Annotated in this window: 19 protein-coding genes; 10 read left to right on the plus strand and 9 right to left on the minus strand. The window is 76.1% G+C overall.

Annotated elements, in window-relative coordinates; all coding sequences use genetic code 11:
- Positions 1-186: 186 nt before the first annotated feature.
- Positions 187-1,176 (plus strand): NAD(P)H-quinone oxidoreductase, encoded by a 990-nt coding sequence (locus tag ACI784_RS16820; protein ID WP_457014219.1) that lies wholly within the window; start codon positions 187-189, stop codon positions 1,174-1,176.
- A 16-nt stretch (positions 1,177-1,192) separates the two neighbouring features.
- On the opposite strand, the gene ACI784_RS16825 is transcribed toward ACI784_RS16820, so the two are convergent.
- From ACI784_RS16825 to ACI784_RS16840, 4 genes are all read right to left on the minus strand, one after another.
- The gene (locus ACI784_RS16825; protein ID WP_457014220.1) at positions 1,193-1,813 is read right to left on the minus strand and encodes a zf-HC2 domain-containing protein; all 621 of its coding nucleotides are present in this window, start codon (positions 1,811-1,813) and stop codon (positions 1,193-1,195) included.
- Positions 1,810-2,334: a sigma-70 family RNA polymerase sigma factor gene (locus tag ACI784_RS16830; protein WP_457014221.1), complete on the minus strand. Its 525-nt coding sequence runs from the start codon at positions 2,332-2,334 to the stop codon at positions 1,810-1,812. Before ACI784_RS16830 ends, ACI784_RS16825 begins: the two co-directional genes overlap by 4 nt.
- Positions 2,334-2,462, minus strand: a complete 129-nt coding sequence (locus tag ACI784_RS16835) for a hypothetical protein (RefSeq protein ID WP_456922785.1) — start codon at positions 2,460-2,462, stop codon at positions 2,334-2,336. The genes ACI784_RS16830 and ACI784_RS16835 overlap by 1 nt, the downstream gene beginning before the upstream one ends.
- 169 nt (positions 2,463-2,631) lie before the next feature.
- The gene (locus tag ACI784_RS16840) at positions 2,632-3,855 is read right to left on the minus strand and encodes a cysteine desulfurase-like protein (protein ID WP_457014222.1); all 1,224 of its coding nucleotides are present in this window, start codon (positions 3,853-3,855) and stop codon (positions 2,632-2,634) included.
- A 90-nt stretch (positions 3,856-3,945) separates the two neighbouring features.
- Here ACI784_RS16840 and ACI784_RS16845 point away from each other — a divergent pair, with 90 nt between their 5' ends.
- Positions 3,946-4,509 carry a bacterial proteasome activator family protein gene (locus ACI784_RS16845; RefSeq protein WP_456922787.1) on the plus strand — a complete coding sequence of 188 codons (564 nt, stop codon included), beginning with the start codon at positions 3,946-3,948 and terminating at the stop codon, positions 4,507-4,509.
- 137 nt (positions 4,510-4,646) lie between these two features.
- Complete coding sequence (locus ACI784_RS16850) at positions 4,647-4,931, plus strand: hypothetical protein (RefSeq protein WP_456922789.1); 285 nt, start codon at positions 4,647-4,649, stop codon at positions 4,929-4,931.
- Positions 4,932-5,034: 103 nt separating this feature from the next.
- Here the strand turns inward: ACI784_RS16850 and ACI784_RS16855 are convergent, their stop codons facing one another.
- Genes ACI784_RS16855 through serS form a run of 3 tightly spaced genes read right to left on the minus strand, consistent with a single transcriptional unit; the run spans position 5,035 to position 8,031 of the window.
- Positions 5,035-5,838 (minus strand): Cof-type HAD-IIB family hydrolase, encoded by an 804-nt coding sequence (locus tag ACI784_RS16855; RefSeq protein ID WP_456922790.1) that lies wholly within the window; start codon positions 5,836-5,838, stop codon positions 5,035-5,037.
- Positions 5,831-6,742, minus strand: coding sequence for an HAD family hydrolase (locus ACI784_RS16860; protein ID WP_456922791.1), 912 nt, complete (start codon positions 6,740-6,742; stop codon positions 5,831-5,833). Before ACI784_RS16860 ends, ACI784_RS16855 begins: the two co-directional genes overlap by 8 nt.
- Positions 6,739-8,031 (minus strand): serine--tRNA ligase, encoded by a 1,293-nt coding sequence (gene serS / locus ACI784_RS16865; RefSeq protein ID WP_457014223.1) that lies wholly within the window; start codon positions 8,029-8,031, stop codon positions 6,739-6,741. Before serS ends, ACI784_RS16860 begins: the two co-directional genes overlap by 4 nt.
- A 136-nt stretch (positions 8,032-8,167) precedes the next feature.
- On the opposite strand from serS, the gene ACI784_RS16870 reads away from it, so the two are divergent.
- Genes ACI784_RS16870 through ACI784_RS16880 form a run of 3 tightly spaced genes read left to right on the plus strand, consistent with a single transcriptional unit; the run spans position 8,168 to position 10,316 of the window.
- Positions 8,168-9,598 (plus strand): GuaB1 family IMP dehydrogenase-related protein, encoded by a 1,431-nt coding sequence (locus ACI784_RS16870; protein ID WP_457014224.1) that lies wholly within the window; start codon positions 8,168-8,170, stop codon positions 9,596-9,598.
- Positions 9,595-9,942 carry a metallopeptidase family protein gene (locus ACI784_RS16875; RefSeq protein WP_456922794.1) on the plus strand — a complete coding sequence of 116 codons (348 nt, stop codon included), beginning with the start codon at positions 9,595-9,597 and terminating at the stop codon, positions 9,940-9,942. The genes ACI784_RS16870 and ACI784_RS16875 overlap by 4 nt, the downstream gene beginning before the upstream one ends.
- A 44-nt stretch (positions 9,943-9,986) precedes the next feature.
- The gene (locus ACI784_RS16880) at positions 9,987-10,316 is read left to right on the plus strand and encodes a GroES family chaperonin (RefSeq protein WP_457014225.1); all 330 of its coding nucleotides are present in this window, start codon (positions 9,987-9,989) and stop codon (positions 10,314-10,316) included.
- A gap of 134 nt (positions 10,317-10,450) precedes the next feature.
- Here ACI784_RS16880 and ACI784_RS16885 read toward each other — a convergent pair whose 3' ends face one another.
- Positions 10,451-10,921 carry a MarR family winged helix-turn-helix transcriptional regulator gene (locus tag ACI784_RS16885; RefSeq protein WP_456922796.1) on the minus strand — a complete coding sequence of 157 codons (471 nt, stop codon included), beginning with the start codon at positions 10,919-10,921 and terminating at the stop codon, positions 10,451-10,453.
- A gap of 78 nt (positions 10,922-10,999) precedes the next feature.
- Here ACI784_RS16885 and ACI784_RS16890 point away from each other — a divergent pair, with 78 nt between their 5' ends.
- Positions 11,000-13,111 carry an MMPL family transporter gene (locus tag ACI784_RS16890; RefSeq protein ID WP_457014226.1) on the plus strand — a complete coding sequence of 704 codons (2,112 nt, stop codon included), beginning with the start codon at positions 11,000-11,002 and terminating at the stop codon, positions 13,109-13,111.
- A gap of 33 nt (positions 13,112-13,144) precedes the next feature.
- Positions 13,145-14,026, plus strand: coding sequence for a ketopantoate reductase family protein (locus ACI784_RS16895; protein ID WP_457014227.1), 882 nt, complete (start codon positions 13,145-13,147; stop codon positions 14,024-14,026).
- 6 nt (positions 14,027-14,032) lie between these two features.
- Here ACI784_RS16895 and pheA read toward each other — a convergent pair whose 3' ends face one another.
- Positions 14,033-14,968, minus strand: a complete 936-nt coding sequence (pheA, locus tag ACI784_RS16900; RefSeq protein WP_457014228.1) for a prephenate dehydratase — start codon at positions 14,966-14,968, stop codon at positions 14,033-14,035.
- A gap of 110 nt (positions 14,969-15,078) precedes the next feature.
- Between pheA and ACI784_RS16905 the strand changes: the two genes are divergently transcribed.
- Both ACI784_RS16905 and ACI784_RS16910 read left to right on the plus strand, forming a co-directional pair.
- The gene (locus ACI784_RS16905) at positions 15,079-16,734 is read left to right on the plus strand and encodes a diguanylate cyclase (RefSeq protein WP_457014229.1); all 1,656 of its coding nucleotides are present in this window, start codon (positions 15,079-15,081) and stop codon (positions 16,732-16,734) included.
- Positions 16,735-16,835: 101 nt separating this feature from the next.
- Positions 16,836-19,523: a diguanylate cyclase domain-containing protein gene (locus tag ACI784_RS16910; RefSeq protein ID WP_457014230.1), complete on the plus strand. Its 2,688-nt coding sequence runs from the start codon at positions 16,836-16,838 to the stop codon at positions 19,521-19,523.
- Positions 19,524-19,577 lie beyond the last annotated feature (54 nt).

Raw genomic sequence — 19,577 nt, forward strand, 5'->3', positions numbered from 1 at the left:
GCCGCGAGCCTGCGAGCGGTGGGCAGGACGGGGTCAGCCCACCGCCCGTGGCCCCGTCCCGGGACCTGCCGCGAGCCTGCGAGCGGTGGGCAGGACGGGGTCAGCCCACCGCCCGTGGCCCCGTCCCGGGACCTGCCGCGAGCCTGCGAGCGGTGGGCAGGACGGGGTCCTTCTAGGGTCGGGGCCATGCGCGCGGTGACTCTGAGCGGACCCGGTGGACCCGAGGTGCTGGAGTGGGGCGAGGTCCCCGACCCCGAGCTCAAGCCCGGCGAGGTGCTCGTCGACGTCGTCGCCACCGCGGTCAACCGGGCCGACCTGCTGCAGCGCGCCGGCAACTACCCACCGCCCCCGGGTGCCAGCGAGGTCCTCGGCCTGGAGTGCAGCGGGATCGTCAGCGATATCGGTGAGGGCGTCACCGGCTGGTCGGTCGGCGACGAGGTGTGCGCGCTGCTGTCCGGCGGCGGCTACGCCGAGCGGGTCGCCGTCCCCGCCGGGCAGCTGCTCCCCCGCCCGGCCGGCGTCGAGCTTGCCACGGCCGCGGCGCTGCCCGAGGTGGTCTGCACGGTGTGGTCCAACGTCTTCATGCTCGCCCGGCTGACCCGCGGCGACGACTTCCTCGTGCACGGCGGCTCGAGCGGGATCGGGACGATGGCCATCCAGCTGGCCGCCCGCGCCGGCGCGCGGGTGTTCACCACCGCCGGCACCGCGGCCAAGCTCGACGTCTGCCGCGAGCTCGGCGCCGACGTGCTGATCAACTACCGCGACGAGGACTTCGTGGCGTGCGTGCGGGAGGAGACCGACGGCGCGGGCGTCGACGTCGTCCTCGACAACATGGGCGCCAAGTACCTGGCCCGGAACGTCGACGCGCTGGCCACCGGCGGGCGGCTGGTCTGCATCGGCATGCAGGGCGGGACGAAGGCCGAGCTCGACCTCGGCGGGCTGATGCGCAAGCGCGCCGCGATCCACGCCACGACGCTGCGGGCGCGCCCGGCGACGGGCCCGGGAGGCAAGGCCGAGATCGTCGCCGCGGTGCGGCACGACGTGTGGCCGGACGTCGAGCGCGGCGTCGTGCGGCCGATCATCGATCGCCGGCTGCCGATGGCGCGGGCCGCCGAGGCGCACCGGGTGGTCGACGCCAGCGAGCACGTCGGCAAGGTGCTGCTGGTCAACGAGTGAGCGGGTGCGGGCGCCCCTACAGCGGCGCCCGCACGAGGGCCGCGCCGTCCTCGTCGACCACGAGGACGGCGGTGACGGCGCCCGCGTCGACGTCCGCCCAGCCCCGCCAGATGCCGCCGCCCTCGTAGTCGACCGCCCACTCCCCCGCCGCGTGGTGGCGGCCGTCGCGGTCCACGACCACCAGCCGGCACCAGGCGTCCTGGGGGAGCCCGGCGACCGCGACGTCCACCACCGTGCCGCCGCCCCCTGTCGACGCGGTCACGGCCATGCGCACCGCACCCTCGGACGCCACCGCCGTGGTCGCACCGCTGCCGGACCACGCCGCCATCCCGGCCGCCGCGCCTCCGGCGACGAGCACCAGCGCGGCCGCCACCAGCAGCAGCCGGCGGGCCCGGGAGGGCCGCCGGGACGCGGCCGACACCCGCGCGAAGAGGTCCGGCGAGGGCGTGACGTGCGGCGCCTCGAGGTCCGCGGGGTCCACCAGCGCGAGCAGTTCCGGCAGCGCCGCCAGCTCGGCCAGCTCCGCCCGGCAGTCGGCGCAGTCGTCCAGGTGCGCCTCGACCCGCCGTCGGTCCGCCGGCTCGAACGCCCCGAGCAGGAGGGCGCCGAGGTCGGGCACCACGGCACGGCAGGTCACGTCGTCATCCCCCTCTCGGCCAGGGCGAGCTTGAGCGCGCGCAGGGCGTAGTAGCAGCGGGACTTCACCGTGCCGGGCGGGACGCCGAGCACGGCGGCGGCCTCCCTCACCGTGCGCCCCCGGTAGTAGGTCTCGACGAGGACCGCCCGGTGCTCGGCCGACAGCGCCCTGAGCGCATCGGTGACGACGATCCGGTCCAGCGCCGGGCCGAGCTCGTCGAGTGCGGGCACGGCCGCCAGGCCAGTGTCGGCCACCTCGGGCGGCCGCGCCCGCCGGGCCCGGTGGGCGTCGATGGCCACGCGGTGGGCGACGGTGAACAGCCACGGGCGGACGGGCGCCGCATCGGGGTCCAGGTCGTCGAGGTGCCGCCACGCGCGGACGAGGGTCTCCTGGACGACGTCCTCGGCGCGGGAGCGGTCGCCGTCGCACAGCCGAACGGCGTAGGCGAGAAGGGCGGCGGCGTGCGCGTCGTAGAGCGCGCGCAGGGTGCGCTCCCCGGTGTCGCCGCTCCGCGCGCCCATCAGCCGGCCGGCACCTCGCGGGGTGGAGCCCCGGCATCCAGGCCTCCGCGCGGCCGGACGACGGCGACCGCGCCGGCGCGCTGCACCCGCACGCCGGGCCGGGGCGCGGCCGGGCGGGACGGGCTCATCGCACACTCCTCCGGAACGGGGCGGATCAGTATGCGGGCAGCGCGGCCGGTACGGCGGTGCTCGCGAGCTGGTGGGCGGGACGGCCGTGCTCCGCATGGGATCCCCTCCGCCGGGTGGTCCCCGCGGCAGGGGCCACACCCCGCAGTACGGCTCCCGGCCGGGAAGGGTTCAGCGCGGACGGAGGGCGGCGACCGAGTCGACGAGGTGACCGACCTCGTCGGCGGTGTTGTAGTGCATGAGGCCCAGCTGCACCGCGCCGCCCTCCTCGTTCACGCCGAGTGCGTCGAAGAGCTCGCGGGCGTAGAAGTCGCCGTCCCAGGCGCAGATCCCGCGGCGGGCGAGCTCCACGGCGACCTGGCGCGGCCGCATGCCGGCGACGGTGAACGACAGCGTCGGCGTGGTGCGGGCCGCCGAGCCGAGGACCTGCACGTGCCGCATCGCGCGCAGCGCCTGGTCCAGCCAGGCGAACAGGCCGGCCTCGTACTCGGCGACGGCGGCCATCGACGTCCGCAGCCGTTCGCGGCGGGAGCCGGTCGCCCGGTCGCTGAGCCCGGCCAGGTGCTCGACGGCGGCGGTCACCCCGGCCAGCAGCTCGAACGGCGGCGTCCCGCTCTCGAACCGGTCCGGCACCCGGTCGGGGACGGGCGCGAGCTTCTCCGGGTGGAGTTCGGCGAGCAGCGCCGGGTCGGCGACGACGGCGCCGACGTGCGGGCCGCACCACTTGTCCGCCGCGACCGTGAGGAAGTCCGCGCCGAGCGCCGTGACGTCGAGCAGGGTGTGCGGGGCGGCGTGCACCCCGTCGACGTAGACCAGCGCGCCCACCGCGTGCGCCCGCTGCGCGATCGCGGCGACGTCCGGGCAGGTGCCCAGGGCGCTGCTGGCGGCGGTGAGGCTGACCAGCCGGGTGCGGCTGGTCAGCAGCTCGTCGTACTGCCAGTCCGGCAGCTCACCGGTCTCGATGTCCACCTCGGCCCACCGGACCGTGACGCCGGACTGCTCGGCGAGCTGCACCCAGGGGCGGATGTTGGCGTCGTGGTCCAGCCGGCTCACCACGATCTCGTCGCCGGGTCGCCACGTCCGGGCCAGCGTGCGGGCCATCGTGTAGGTCAGCGCGGTCATGTTCGCGCCCAGGACGACACCGGAGGAGACCCCGCCGACGAGGTCGGCCACCGCGGCGCGGGCGCTGGCGACCAGCCCCTCCGCGCGGGCCGACGCCGGGAACACCCCGCCGCGGTCGGCCACCGGGACCCGCATGGCCTGCGCGACGGCGAGTACGACGCTCTCCGGCAGCAGCGCGCCGGCCGGCCCGTCGGCGTGGACGAAGCCGTCGGAGAGGCCCGGGAACAGGCCGCGGACGCGCGCGACGTCCAGGTGTCCCTGCCCCGGTCCCATGGTCTTCGACCCTAGACGCTGCGCGCCCGGCTCCCGGCGGGCCGTCCGGGTCCCCGGCGGGCATCCAGCCGATCAGGGGAGGATGGGGACATGACCGCACCGGGAAACGGGAGTGAACGCCCACAACAGGTCGTCGTCGTCGGCCCCGACGGCCGGCCGGTCGGCACGATGCCCATGCCACAGGGCCAGGACGACGGCGCCGACCGTGCCGACGGCGAGGCCACCATCGGCGACATGGTCGAGCAGCCGGCGAAGGTCATGCGGATCGGCACCATGATCAAGCAGCTGCTCGAGGAGGTCCGCGCCGCGCCGCTGGACGAGGCCAGCCGGCAGCGGCTGCGCGACATCCATGCCTCGTCGATCCGCGAACTGGAGCAGGGCCTGGCGCCGGAGCTGCGCGACGAGCTGGAGCGGATCACGCTGCCCTTCGCGGAGGACGAGACGCCCTCGGACGCCGAGCTGCGGATCGCGCAGGCGCAGCTGGTCGGCTGGCTGGAGGGCGTGTTCCACGGCATCCAGACCGCGCTGTTCGCCCAGCAGATGGCCGCCCGCGCCCAGCTGGAGGAGATGCGCCGGCGCGCGCTGCCCGGCGGCCAGCAGGGCGTGCCGCCGCAGCAGCCGGACTTCCGTCCCGGCGGCGGCCAGTACCTGTAGCACCCGCCGCGTCACGCTGCGGAGTGGGCCGTTCCCCTGACCGGGTGAACGGCCCGCTCCGGTCGTTTCACCCCCGCCGTGGCCGCCGACCCTGCCCACCCCGGCCGGAGAGTCCGGCCTGCGGGAACGGAGGAACGGTGACCACAGAGCAGCACTCGCCGGCCACACGCGGCGGGACGCAGAGCGGTCTCGGCATCGGCGGCTTCGTGACCGGGCTGGCCGGCCTCGTCCTGTCCTGGCTGATCCCGATCCTGGGCCTGGTCCTGGGCGTCCTGGGCGTCGTCCTGGGCTCGGTCGGCCGCCGGCAGTCCGCGCGGAACGGGGCACCGACCGGGCTGGCGACGGCCGGGGTCGTCCTCGGCGCCCTGGCGGTCGTCGCGTCGATCGTCGCCTTCGTGATCGCCTACAACGCCCTCACCTGAGCCCGGACGCGGCGGCGCCGTCCCCCGCGGGGGTGGGGACGGCGCCGCCGCGGGTCCGCGGTCAGGCGCGGGAGCCGCCGACGCCGGTCGGCCCGGCCGGCGGCTACAGCGCGGCGAGGAAGGCGGCCACCCCGTCGTCGTCGTTGGTGCCGGTCACGTCGGTGGCCGCGGCGAGCAGGTCGGGGTGCGCGTGGGCCATCGCCACGGCCCGGCCGCCGGCCTCCCGCACCCAGTCGAACGCGGCGATGTCGTTGGGCATGTCACCGAAGACGACGACGTCCTCCGGGCCGACGCCGTGCTGGGCGGCGACCTTCGCCAGGCCGCTGGCCTTGGTGACGCCGAGCGCGGAGATCTCGGCCAGCGCGTCGCTGGAGGAGTTGGTGACCGTGGCCCGGCCGTCCACCGCGGCCTCGACCAGGGCGACGAACTCGTCGCGCGGCAGCGCCTCGTGGCGGGCCAGCAGCTTGGCCACGGGCACGGCGACCAGCTCCTCCAGCGGGGCGACGGAGACACCAGGGGCGTCGACGTCCCAGCGCGGCTGGTACACCGGCTCGTGCCGGAACTCCAGGCCGTACTCGACGGCGAACCAGGTGTCCGGCTGCTGGCGGCGCAGCTCGGCGGTGACCTCCTGCAACACCTCGGGCTCGAGGTGGTCCTCGTCGAGGATCTCGAAGCTCTCGAGGTCCAGCAGCACCGCGCCGTTGCAGCAGACGGCGGTGCCGTGCCCCAGGACGTCGCGGATGCGGGTCATCCAGCGCGGCGGCCGGCCGGTGGCCAGCACCACCGGGACGCCGTCGGCCCGCCAGCGCTCCAGCTCGGCGACGGTCGCCTCGCTGACCGTGTCGTCCCGGTGCAGGAGCGTGCCGTCCATGTCGCTGGCGATCAGTCTCGGCTTCCAGTCAGACACCGAGCACAGCCTCCAGGTATCGGGCGACGCCGTCCGCGTCGTGCCCGCTGGTGCGCAGCGGGGTGGCGGCGAGGACGTCGGGGTGCGCGTTGGCGACGGCGACCGCCCGCCCGCCGGCGACCCGCACCGCCTCCAGCATCGGCAGGTCGTTGGGCATGTCACCGAAGACCAGGACGTCGCCGAACCCGACGCCGTAGCGCTCCAGCGCGATGGCCAGCCCGGACGCCTTGGTGACGCCGACCGGCAGGACCTCGATGAAGCCGAGCCCGGCGTGGGTCAGCTCGGCCTCCGCCGGGTCGACGACCCGCCGGGCGCGGGCCAGCAGCTCGTCCTGGCCGAGGGAGGGCGACCGGAGGAACACCTTGAGCACCGCACCCTGCGGCAGCACCTGGGCCCGCGGCAGCAGGTGGGCCGGCTCCGGGTAGGGCCAGTCGAAGCCGTGCTGGACGCGCAGCGCGCTGTGCACCTCGGCCTGCTCGGCGGCGTCCTCGACGGCGACGACGAGCTCACCGGCCACCGCCTCGATCCGCTCGATGACCGCCATCGCCCGGTCGCGGGGCAGCCCCACGGTGCGCAGCACCTCGTCGCGCTCCAGGTCGACGACGAAGCCGCCCTGGGCCAGGACGGCGATGCCGCGCCCGTCCATCGCCCCGCGGACGCTGTCGAGCAGCCGCGGGCCGCGGCCGGTCACGCCCACGACCGGGATCCCGGCGTCCCAGCAGGCCTCCAGCGCCGCCCGCGTGCGGGCGCTGACCTCGCCGTCGGAGCGCAGCAGGGTGCCGTCGAGGTCGCTGGCCACCAGCTTGGGACGCCAGTCGCCCAGGTCGCCGGGCTCGACCACGCGGTCGGAGTGCGGTGAGGGCACGTGCCCGGAGAGCACGGCCCGGGGCGCGGCGTCGCTCATGCGGGCACCGGCGCCGCCAGCGTCATGCCGGGGGTGAGGACCTCGTGGCCGCCCAGCCACGGGCGCAGCGCCGCCGGGACGTACACCGAGCCGTCGGCGCGCTGGTGCACCTCGAGCAGGCAGGCGATGGTGCGGGCGATGGCGCACAGCGTGCCGTTGAGCGTGGCCGCCGGCTGGTTCTTCCCGTCGGCGTCGCGGTACCGGATGGCCAGCCGGCGGGCCTGGAAGGTGGTGCAGTCCGAGGTGCTGGTCAGCTCGCGGTAGGTGCCCTGGCTGGGGAACCACGCCTCGATGTCGTACTTGCGGGCGGCACTGGTGCCCAGGTCACCGGCGGCGATGTCGACCACCCGGTAGGGCAGCTCCAGCAGCTGGAGGAACTCCTCCTCCCAGGCCAGCAGCCGCAGGTGCTCCTCGGCGGCCTCCTCGGGCCGGCAGAAGCTGAACATCTCGACCTTGTCGAACCAGTGCACGCGGATGATGCCGCGGGTGTCCTTGCCGTAGGAGCCGGCCTCGCGGCGGAAGCAGGACGACCAGCCGGCGTAGCGGCGGGGGCCGGCCGCCAGGTCCAGCACCTCGTTCTGGTGCATGCCGGCCAGCGCGACCTCGGAGGTGCCGACCAGGTACAGGTCGTCGCGCTCGACGCGGTAGACCTCCTCGTCGTGCTCGCCGAGGAAGCCGGTGCCCTCCATGGCCTCGGGCCGCACCAGCGCCGGGGCGACGACGGGGGTGAACCCGGCGGCGACGGCCCGGCTGATGGCCAGCTGGGCGAGGGCGAACTCGAGCAGCGCGCCGGGGCCGGTGAGGAAGTAGAAGCGGGCGCCGGAGACCTTCGCCCCGCGCTCCATGTCGATCGCGCCGAGCGCCTCGCCGATCTCCAGGTGGTCGCGCACCGGGAAGTCGTAGGAGGGCACCTCGCCGACGGTGCGCATCGTCACCGCGTCGTCCTCACCGCCGGGCGGCACGTCGTCGTGGACGACGTTGGGGATCCGCAGGTGCGCCTCGCGCAGGGCGGCGTCCGCGGTGCGCAGCGCCTCCTCGGCCTCCTTCACCTGGGCGGCCAGTGCCTTGGCCCGCTCCAGGACGGCGGGCCGCTCCTCCGGGGAGGCCTTCTTCACCGCCTGTGAGGCGGCCTTCTGCTCGGCGCGCAGGTCGTCGGCGCGCTTGACCGCCTCGCGGCGGGCGGTGTCGGCAGCGATCAGGTCGTCGACCCGGGACTCGTCGGCCCCGCGGGCTCGCTGGCTGGCCTTGACGAGGTCGGGGTGCTCACGCACGAGCCGCAGGTCGATCACACACCGATCGTACGGACGCAGCCCGCCGTGCCGCCCCGCCCGGCGAGATCGCCGCCGTCGCACGGTCGCCGGGCTCCAGGCGGGCCGGATCGGCGACCTCACCGGCGGCGGTCGTGCAGCCTGGGACACTGGACCCATGCGCTTCCTGGGTGGCACCCGTCCGGCGACCGACCTGACCTACGCCGACGTGTTCATGGTGCCCAACCACTCCACCGTGGGCTCCCGGCTCGAGGTCGACCTGACCACGCCCGACCGGGTGGGTACGACCATCCCCGTCGTGGTCGCGAACATGACCGCGATCTCCGGCCGCCGCATGGCCGAGACCGTGGCCCGCCGCGGCGGGCTGGCCGTGCTCCCCCAGGACATCCCGGTGGACGTCGTCGGCGAGGTCGTGTCGTGGGTGAAGGCCCGGCACCCGGTCTACGACACCCCGATCACGCTCGACCCGTCGTCCACGGTCGCCGAGGCGCTGTCGCTCATGCACAAGCGCGCGCACGGCGTGGTCGTGGTGGTGTCCGGCGGCCACCCGGTCGGGATCGTCACCGACGGCGCCTGCCAGGGCGTGGACCGCTTCACCCAGCTCGCGCAGGTCATGACCGAGCCGCTCACCGTCCCGGCCGGCACCGACCTGCCCAAGATCTTCGACGTCCTGTCCGACGAGCGGGTCAACGCCGCGCCCGTCGTGGAGGGCGACCGGCTGGTCGGGATCATCACCCGCAAGGGCGCGCTGCGCTCGGCGCTCTACCTCCCCGCGGTCAACGGGGACGGGCAGCTGCTCACCTCGGCCGCCGTCGGCATCAACGGCGACGTCGCCGGAAAGGCCGGCGCGCTGCTGGCCTCCGGCGTCGACGTGCTCGTCGTCGACACCGCGCACGGGCACCAGGAGAAGGCGGTGGAGGCGGTCCGCGCGGTGCGGTCCGTGGCCGGCTCCACGCCGGTCGTGGCCGGCAACGTGGTCACCGCCGAGGGCACCCGCGACCTCATCGAGGCCGGCGCGGACGTCGTCAAGGTCGGCGTCGGCCCCGGCGCGATGTGCACGACGCGGATGATGACCGGCGTCGGCCGGCCGCAGTTCTCCGCCGTCGAGGAGTGCGCCGCGGCGGCCCGTGCCCTGGGCAAGCACGTGTGGGCCGACGGCGGCGTGCGCCACCCGCGCGACGTCGCGCTGGCGCTGGCCGCCGGCGCGGCGAACGTGATGGTGGGCTCCTGGTTCGCCGGCACCTACGAGTCGGCCGGCGACGTCCACGACGACGGCAACGGCCGCCAGTACAAGGAGTCCTTCGGCATGGCCTCGGCCCGCGCGGTCAAGGCCCGGACGTCGGCGCAGAGCGGGTTCGAGCGGGCCCGGGCCGGCCTGTTCGAGGAGGGCATCAGCTCCTCGCGGATGTACCTCGACCCGGCCCGTCCCGGTGTCGAGGACCTCATCGACCAGATCGTGGCCGGGGTGCGGTCGTCGTTCACCTACGCCGGCGCCCGCACGGTGGACCAGTTCCACGAGCGGGCGGTCGTGGGGGTGCAGAGCGCGGCCGGCTACGAGGAGGGCCGGCCGCTGCCCACCAGCTGGTGAAGGCGCTGCCGCTCCCCGTCTTCGAGGAGTTGGTCGCCGACGCCCTCGACCAGGTGCCGGCCGAGCTCATGGCGCTGCTGGACAACGTCGTCGTCCTGGTCGAGGACCGCAACGAGGAGGAGCCCGAGCTGCTCGGGCTCTACGACGGCTACGCCCTGACCGAGCGGGGCTGGCAGTACGGCGGCGCGCTGCCGGACCGGATCATGATCTACCGCGAGGCCATCTGCGACATCTGCTCGACCGCCGAGGAGGTCGTCGAGGAGGTCACGATCACCGTCGTCCACGAGATCGCGCACCACTTCGGCATCGACGACGAGCGGCTGCACGAGCTCGGGTGGGGCTGACGGGTGCGGCTCGACGATCGGCGCCCCGCGTAACGTGACCCGGCGTGGCTGACGTCAGGGGCTCAGGGCTGCCGATCAAGATGCTGCACGACCGCATCCTGGTGGCGCTCCGCAAGGAGGACGGCGAGCGCCGCTCCACGGGCGGCATCCTCATCCCGGCGACCGCCCAGGTGGCCAAGCGGCTGGTGTGGGGCGAGGCGCGCGGCGTCGGTGCCGGCGTCCGCCAGGTGAAGGTCGGCGACCAGGTGCTGTTCTCCCCCGAGGACCAGCACGAGGTCGAGGTGCACGGCGAGGAGCTGATCATCCTGCGCGAGCGGGACGTGCACGCCGTCGCGGCCGAGCGGATCGAGGAGTCCACCGGCCTCTACCTCTGAGGCCCACGTCGCGGCGCCGGTCGCGCGGTGTCCGGATCCGCGGGCACCGGGGCAGGCACGCCGAGACCCTGCTCTGTGCGCAGACCGTGCGCAAGCGGCGGGCGAGACCACGATGTGTGCACAGAGCGTGGGACTCAGTCGGCGGCCGGCCGGGCGTGCCGCTCGATCACCGCGGTCATCTCCTCCAGGAACCGGCGGACGACGGCCAGCTCCTCGCCCGAGTAGCCGGCCATCGCGCCGACGAGGTCGCGCTGCAGCCCACCGAAGTACTCCGCCCCGGCCGCCATCGCCTCGTCGGAGATCTCCAGCGCCACCCGGCGCCGGTCCTCGGGGTCCCGGACCCGCCGCACGTGGCCGACCCGCTCCAGCCGGTCGACCAGCGCGGTCACCGACGCCGAGCTGAGCTCCACCGCCGAGCCGAGCGCGCCCGCGGTGAGCGCCTGGCCGCGGCGGGCGGCGTCCATGATCGCCACCAGCGCCCGGACGTCGGTGCGCCCCAGGCCGTGCAGCCCGGCGAACCGCTGTCCCACCGCGTCCAGCTCGACGGTCAGCCGGCGGAGGAGCAGCGCCACCTCCTGCCGCCCGGCGTCGGCGTCCTCGGCCACTCCACCCTCCCGTTGGCGCGCGGCGGCAGAGCGCCGTATTCTCTCGACGATCGAGATGATCGACCGTCGAAGGACATCATGCGCTCCGTCGCCCGCTGGTTGCTCCCCGCCCTCGTCGCCCTCCTCTGGCTCGGCCTGGCCGGCCCGCTGGGGTCGTTCAGCGGCAGGCTGACCGAGGTCCAGGAGAACGACTCCGCAGCCTTCCTGCCCGACAGCGCGGAGTCCACCCGGGTGACCGAGCTGCTGGCGGGCTTCCGGACCGAGCGCAGCCTCCCGGTCGTCCTGCTGTGGGAGAGCACGGACGGCGCCCTCGAGGAGGCGCAGCTCGGTGAGATCGCCGGGCGCACCCGCGAGGCGGTCGGCCTGGCCGAGGAGGCCGGCGCCCTGACCGGCGAGGCGTCCCCGCCGATCCCGTCGGAGGACGGCGCGGCGGTGCAGGCGGTCCTGCCGTTCGACCCCGACCTCGGCGACGCGCTCGGCGAGGTGGTCGGCGAGCTGCGGGCGCTGCCCGGTGTCGAGGGCACCACCGCGTACGTCACCGGCCCGGGCGCGGTGTTCAACGACTTCCGTGAGGGCTTCTCCGGCATCGACGGCCTGCTGCTGCTCGCCGCGTTCGGCGTGGTCCTGCTGATCCTGCTGGTCGTCTACCGCAGCCCGCTCCTGCCGCTGCTGGTGATCACCACGGCCGGGCTGGCCCTCGTGGTCTCCCTCGCGGTCGCCTACCTGCTGGCCGACCGGGGCTGGATCGAGGTCAACGGCCAGAGCCAGGGCATCGCCTCGATCCTCGTCGTCGGCGCGGCCACCGACTACGGCCTGCTGCTGGTCGCCCGCTACCGCGAGGAGCTGCGCCGGGAGGCCTCCCGGACCACCGCCATGCGCACGGCGCTCCGGCAGTCGTGGGAGCCGATCGTGGCCAGCGGCGCCACCGTCGTCCTCGGCGTCCTGTGCCTGCTCTTCTCCGACCTCGGCTCCAACCGCGGCCTGGGTCCGATCTCCGCGGTGAGCATCGCCGTCGCGGTGCTGGCCGCGCTCACCTTCCTGCCGGCGGCGCTGGTGCTCCTCGGCCGGGCGGCGTTCTGGCCGTTCCGGCCGCGCGTGGGCGACGACCAGCCGCACGGGCGCGGCTGGCAGCGGGTGGCCACCGGCGTGGGGCGCCGTCCGGGCCGGGTGCTGCTGGCCAGCCTCGCCGTCCTGGTCGCGCTCGCCGCGTTCGCGCCGACCTTCGACGCCGGGGGCATCGCCCTGTCCGACGCCGTCCGCGGGGGCTCGCCGTCGGCGACGGGGCAGGAGGCGCTGGCGCGGCACTTCGACGCCGGCGGCGCCAGCCCGGCCGTCGTCCTCACCCCGGCCGGCGACTGGCCGGCGGTCGCCGAGGCCGCCGCGGGCCTGGACGGCGTCACCGACGTCGTGCCCTTCAGCGGCGAACGGTCCGGACCGCCCGGCGCGGGCGACCCGGTCGAGGTCGACGGGCTGGTCCGGCTCGACGTCACCCTCGCCGACGCCCCCGACAGCGAGGCCGCGCAGGCCGTGGTCGCCGAACTGCGGACGGCGGTGCGCGACGTCGACCCCGAGGCGCTGGTCGGCGGCTCGACGGCGAGCGACCTGGACACCCAGGAGACCGCTGCCCGCGACCTGGCGGTGATCGTGCCGCTGGTGCTGCTGGTCATCACCGTGGTCCTCGCGCTGCTGCTCCGGGCGCTGGTCGCGCCGGTGCTGCTGGTGGCCACGGTCGCGCTGAGCGTGCTCTCGACGGTCGGCGTGAGCGCGCTGGTGTTCGAGCACGTCTTCGACTTCCCGGGCAGCGATCCGCAGGTGCTGCTGATCGGGTTCGTCTTCCTGGTGGCGCTCGGGATCGACTACAACATCTTCCTGATGACCCGGGCGCGGGAGGAGTCCGCCCACCACGGCACGAGGGACGGCGTGCTGCGGGCCCTCGCGGTCACCGGCGGGGTCATCACCAGCGCCGGCCTGGTGCTGGCCGCCACCTTCGGCGCCCTCACCGTGCTGCCTCTGGTGATCCTGACCCAGCTCGGGTTCCTCGTCGGCTTCGGCGTCCTGCTGGACACCTTCCTCGTCCGCTCGCTGCTGGTGCCGGCGGCGGTGCACCTGGCCGGCGACCGGGTGTGGTGGCCCGGCGCCCTGGCGGCGCGGACGACGCCGGCGCCGGAGCGCGAGCCGGCGCGCGTGTAGCCGGCCTCCGCCCGCCCGGGCCAGGGTGGTGGCATGGACCCGCTGCGCATCGCGGTGCTCGGCCCCGGCGGGGTCGGGGGCCTGCTCGCCGCCCTGCTGGCCCGGCGGGGGCACGCGGTCACCTGCCTCGCCGGCCGGCAGACGGCCACGGTCGTCGACCGGGACGGGCTCCGGGTGACCAGTGACCGCTACGGCGAGTTCGCGGTGCCGGTCTCCGGTGCGGAGGTCCTGCCCGGGCCGGTCGACGCCTGCCTGGTCACCGCCAAGGCCACCCAGCTGGAGCCGGCGCTGGACCGGCTCCCGCCCGCCGTGCTGGGGACGGCCCTGCTCGTGCCGCTGCTCAACGGCCTGGAGCACATGGCGGTGCTCCGAGCCCGGCTGCCGCGGGCCCGCACCGTCGCGGGCTCCATCCAGGTGATCGCCAGCCGCACCGCCCCGGGGGCGATCCGGCACGAGGGCCGGCTCGCCACCGTCACGCTGGCACCGGGCGCCGAGCTCCTCGCCGCGGCCCTGGCCGACGCCGGCGTGGACGTCGTCGCGCGCGCCGACGAGGCCGGGCTGCTCTGGGCCAAGCTGTGCTTCCTCGCCCCGATGGCGCTGCTGACCACCAGCGTGGGCGGCCCGATCGGGGAGGTGCGCGAGCGGCGCGGGGCCGACCTGCGGGCTGTCGTCGAGGAGATCGCCGCGGTGGCCCGTGCCGAGGGCGCCGAGGTCGACGCGGCGGCCACCCTCCGGTTCGCCGAGACGGTGCCCGCGGCAGCGAAGTCGTCGATGCTGCGCGACGTCGAGGCCGGCAACCGCACCGAGCTGGAAGCGATCGGCGGCGCCGTGGTGCGGGCCGCCGACCGGCACGGCGTCGACGTCCCGGTCGTCCGCCGCATCGTCACCGAGCTGCGCGCCCGGGTCCGGACCTGAGCGGTGTCAGGCGCGGCCCTCCCGCACGGCCTGCAGCCAGCCGGCGGCCTCGGCGAAGGCGTCGTCGCCGGCGGTCGGCGGCACCGGCTTGTTCTCCCGGCCGTCGGCCCGGGGGTAGGAGCCGAGGAAGCGGACGTCGTCGCACACCCGGTGCAGCCCGGCCAGCGCCTCACCCACGCGGGCGTCGGCGACGTGCCCCTCGCAGTCGAGGGAGAACGAGTACACGCCCAGCCGCTCCCGGGTGGGGCGCGACTCGATGCGGGTCAGGCTGATCCCGCGCACGGAGAACTCGCGCAGCAGTTCCAGCAGGGCGCCGGTGCGGTCGCCGACCACCGCGACCAGCGAGGTCTTGTCGTTGCCGGTGGGGGCCGGCAGCGGCCCCGGCGGGGTGACCAGCAGGAAGCGGGTGACCGCGCCGGGGTGGTCGGCGACGTCCCCGACCAGGGCGGTCAGCCCGTAGCGCTCTGCGGCGATCGGCGCGCAGACCGCGGCGTCGAACTCCCCCTCGGCGACCTGCCGGGCCGCCCCGGCGGTGGACGTCGCCGGCAGGGGGACGACGCCGGGCAGCAGCTCGGCCAGGCGGCGGGCGGTCTGCGCCAGCGCGTGCGGGTGGCTGGCCACACTGCGGACGGCGGCCAGGTCGGTGCCCGGCCGCACGGCGAGGACGAAGGAGACCGCCAGGAACACCTCGCGGGCGATCAGCAGCGGGGCGCCGTCGGCCAGCGCGTCCATGGTGGCCGGCACCGAGCCCTCCACCGAGTTCTCGATCGGGACGAGGGCCGCGTCGGCCTCCCCCGAGCGGACCGCGGCGAGCGCCGCCGGGACGCTGGCCGCGGGCTGCCGCACCCCCTCCGCAGGCGGAACGACCCTGCTCAGGGCCGCTTCGGCGAAGGTACCCTCGGGCCCGAGATAGGCGAACCGCGTCGGGGGCATCGCAGGCATCCGACGAGGGTAGTGCGGTGGGCCCGGGGCGCCCGCCCCGCCCGGGAGAGCTGCGTCACTCCCCGCACCCGGCGGCCACGCCGGTCGTTGACCCGTCGATGGAGGGATGCGTGACCGCCGGCCCGGACCGCCTCGTCGAGGCCGAGCTCGAGGACGTGCTCTGGCGCCTCCTCGCGGCCACCTCCCGGGACGACCCCACCGTCTTCACCACCGAGCACGACCGGGCCGAGGCCGTGCTGGCCGCCGCCACCGAACCGCACTGGACGGCCTGGCGGCACGCCTTCGCCGCCCGGCGGGGGCTGCTGGACGGGGACCGTGACGTCGCCGCGAGCGGCGTGCGGTCGGCCCGGGACGCGCTGGTCCGCTGCGCGCCCACCGACCGGACGGCGCTGACGCTGGCCTACCTGGCCCACGTCGAGGTCGCCTCCGACCACTTCGACGCGGCGATGCTCACCGCCATCGACGCGAGCCTGATCGCGGAGGGCCCCGGCGCGGGCGACCCCTCGCGGGCGCTGCACCAGGCCCACCGGTGGCTCTCGCTCACCCTCACCGCCCTGGACCTGGAGGAGCTCGCCGTCGCCCAGGCGCTGTCCGGGCACCGGGTCGCCGCGGCGCTGCCGGACCTGGCCGACCAGTGGCTGATGCTGCAGCTGTGCGCCCAGCAGCACGCCGAGCTGGCCCAGACTCTGCACCGGCGCGGCGACCTGGACCGCTCCCGGGAACTGGCCGACGTCGCCGTCGAGTGCGCGCGGACCGCCCGCGCCCTGGACTGGGAGCCCGAGCCCGCCGAGCAGGACCTGCTGGACGTCGTCCAGGCGTGGGGACTGACCTGCCGCGGCGACCTGGAGGACGCCCTGGGCCCGCTGCGCAGCGCGCACCGGCGGGTCCACCGCGACGGCGGCATCTGGCTGCGCGGGTACACCGACCTGGTGCTCGCCCGGCTGCTCACCCGGCTCGCGCGGTCCCAGGCCGGTGGCGGGCACGGTGCCGAGGCCACCGACCTGCTGGTCGACGCCGCGGGCGCCTTCGCCGCCACCGGGGACCGCCGGCGCTACCGGCAGTGCCTGCTGGAGCTGGGCCAGAGCACCGCCGCCATGGGCCGCCCGGCCGAGGCGCTGCACTGGCTGGAGGCCTACCGCGCCGACACCGGCCGGGCGCACGCCCGCGGCCGGGAGCTGTGGGCGGAGATGTTCGTGCGCCGCAGCCGGCTGCGGGAGGCCGAGCGGCAGACCGCCGTCCTCCGGCGGCACGCGATGGAAGACCCCCTCACCGGCCTCGGCAACCGGCGCAGCGCGGAGCGGCGGCTGGGCAACCTGCGGCTGGGCGAGGAGCCGCTGTCGCTGGCCGTCGTCGACGTCGACCGGTTCAAGGAGGTCAACGACGACACCTCCCACTCGCACGGCGACGAGGTGCTGCGGCGGGTGGCCGCGCTGCTGCTGGAGCACAGCCGCACCGGCGACGAGGTGTACCGCTGGGCGGGCGACGAGTTCCTCGTCGTCCTGCCGACGGCCACCGAGCACCAGGCGCTGGTCGCCATGGACCGGCTGCGCGCCGCCGTGGCCGGCGCCGACTGGGCGGACCTCCAGCTCACCGAGCCGGTGACCGTGAGCATCGGGGTGGCGACGGCGGCCGGCGCCGCCGAGGAGCCGGTCGCGTGGCGTTCGCTGTTCGACACCGCCGACCTGCACCTGTTCACCGCCAAGCGCAGCGGCCGCAACCGGGTCCGCGCCCCGGGCGGGCGGGCGCCGCGCGAGGACGCCTCGTGACCGGACTCGCCGGGTGGGACGGCTGTGACGAAACGGACGACCGTCGGCGCGCCCCCCGGCCGGTGCTCGACTCGGCGCGGGAGGCCGTGCACAGTGCGCTCGTGCCACCGGGAACCCTGCACCAACGGGTGACCGCTGCGCTGGCGAACTGGCAGCTCGACGACGCCGAGGAGCTGCTCGCCGACGTCGAGACCGACATCTCGCCCTACGAGGTCTCCTCCCCGGACGACGCACCGGACCCGCTCGGCCGCGCCTGGGCCGACACGCTGCGCGCCGAGCTGCTGGTGCGCCGGCTGCGGGTGGCCGGGTTCACGCTCGTCGGCGACCCGGTGGAGCCGCCGCACGGCACGGGCACGCCGCCCGCCCTCGACCTGCACGCCGGGGTCGCCGAGCTCATCGACGGCACCGAGGACGCCGACCCGCGGGCCGAGTCCGCCTCCCGCGCGGCCCTGGCGATCGCGCTGGTGCGCTCGGCGAAGGCCGCGTTCGAGGCCACTGACGACGACCTGCAGCGTGCGGCCGGCCTGGCGCGGCACGCCCGCATCGAACTGCTCTCGCGTCGCATCGACGCCGCGATGGACGAGGCGGTCGAGGCCGCCAGCCTGCTCGACCCCGCGCTGCCGCCGTCCCTGCTGCTCATCGACACCCTCGGCACCCTCGCCGCGGTGCTCGCCGACCTCGAGCTCATGCCCCTGGCCCTGGACTACCAGCGGCGGGCGCACGAGGCGGCGGCCGCACCCGGGGCGCTGACCGGCGAGGACGGCGACGCCGACGTGCTCGTCGCCCGCACCGCGACCCGCCTGGGCGAGCTGTGCGCCGAGCTCGGCGAGGCGCTGCTGGACGACGGCGTCCCCGACGCCGCCGAGGCGCACTTCGCCGAGGCCCGGGAGCTGGCCGAACAGGCGCTGGCGCTGCTGCCGCCCGAGGCGGCCGAGGCCGTCGTCGCCGCCCAGGTCGTGCACGGCTGGGCCCTGGTCGGCCTCGGCGCGCACGCCGCGGCCGCCGCACCGCTGCGCGCCGCCGTCCGCGTCACCTCCGCCGGCGGCGACCGCGCCCTCCTGTCGGCCGCCCTGCTGGCGCTGGGCCGCGCGCTGCGCCGCCAGGGCGACGGCCGCGGGGCCGACGAGCAGCTGGCCCGGGCGCTGGCCATCGCCACCGAGCACGGGCTGCCGAGGCTGCGCCGGGCCGCGCTGCGCGAGCTGTGCACGCTGCACTCGGAGCTCGACGACGCCGGCCGGGCCCTGCCCTACCTGCAGGCCTACCTCGCCGACGAGCTGGACCGGGTCGACGAGCGGCGCACCCGCTGGGTGGAGCTGTTCGGCCGGCGCAAGAGCCTGCTGGAGACCGAGCGGGCCGCCGGGCAGCTGCGCCGGCAGGCCTACGAGGACCCGCTCACCCACCTGCCCAACCGGCGCTACGCCGAGGCCCGGCTGGACGTCCTGCTCTCCTCCGGCGCCGCCCCCGCGCTGGCCGTGGTGGACGTCGACCGGTTCAAGGAGGTCAACGACACCGCCGGGCACCCGACCGGCGACGTGGTGCTGCGCACCGTGGGCGAGCTGCTGATCGCCGGCGTCCGCGACACCGACGAGGTGTGCCGCTGGGCCGGCGACGAGTTCGTCGTGCTGCTGCCCGAGACCACCGCCGAGCAGGCCGAGCGCGCGCTGGAGCGCACCCGCCGTGCGGTCGCCGCCCACGACTGGGCGAGCCTCGGCGTGGACCTCCCCGTCACCATCAGCGTCGGCATCGCCTCGGCCACCCGCGGCGACGACCGCCGCACCCTGTTCGCCGCCGCCGACGGGGTGCTCTACGACGCCAAGCGCCGCGGCCGCGACCGCGTCGTCCGGCTGTCGGCGAAGACGCAGACCCGCGCCGGGGACAGCCCGCTCGACGCGCTGTTCGGCCCGCCGTCGTCGGCTGCGACGCCTGTGACGGACGAGTCCACTGGGACCGACACGGCCCCCGCCGGTACCCGGGAGCCGGTCGTCGTGGCGCCTAGGGTCCCTGCCGTGCAGCCTTCCCCGCTGGACGACCCCGCCGGTGACCCCGGCGGTTTCGCCCCCCTCCTCGTCGAGCCGGTCGATCCCCCGCTGGGCCTGGGCAGTCCCGTCGAGCCCGCGCTCGGGCCGGTGCCGCCGGTCGAGCCCGCTCCCGCGGCCCCGCTGCGGGACGCGCCGGCCGAGCCCGACGTCGTCTGGGCCACCGGCCGCAGCACCGAGCAGGTGCTGACGCTGGTCCGCGAGGCACGCCGGGAGTTCCCCGACCGGCCCGCCGTCGTGGTGCGCGCCACCGCCGAGACCCTGGTGGCGCTGGCCAGCGAGCACGACGCGTACACGACCGTCGACGCCGCGGCGATGTCCGCGGCCGTCGGGCCGCTGCCGGAGCCCGTGGGCCGCATCGGCGTCCTGTGCGGTGCCGGCGGCGACCTGCCCGTGGCCGCCGAGGCCGCCTTCGCCGCCCGGATCACCGGGACCTCGGTGGTGCGGGTGGACGACGTCGGGGGCAGCCGGATCCGCCCGCTGCTGACCGACCGCACCCTGCTCGACGACGTGGACTGCCTGGTCGTGGTGGCGGGCATGGACGCCTCGCTGGCCGGGCTGGTCGGCGCGATGACCGACGTGCCGATCGTCGCCGTCCCCACCTCCACCGGGCAGCCCGGTTCGTTCGGCGGGTTCAGCGCGCTGCTGACCATGCTCAACTCGGCGTCACCCGGCGTCGTGGTGAGCAACATCGACAACGGCCACTCCGCCGGCGTCTTCGCCGCCCGCATCGCCCGGAGGACCCGCCGGTAGCGGCCGCCTGGGGGAGCCGGGGCCGTCCGCGGGCGGGGCCCCCCCGCAGGAGCC

Source organism: Geodermatophilus sp. SYSU D01186 (genome assembly GCF_054050215.1).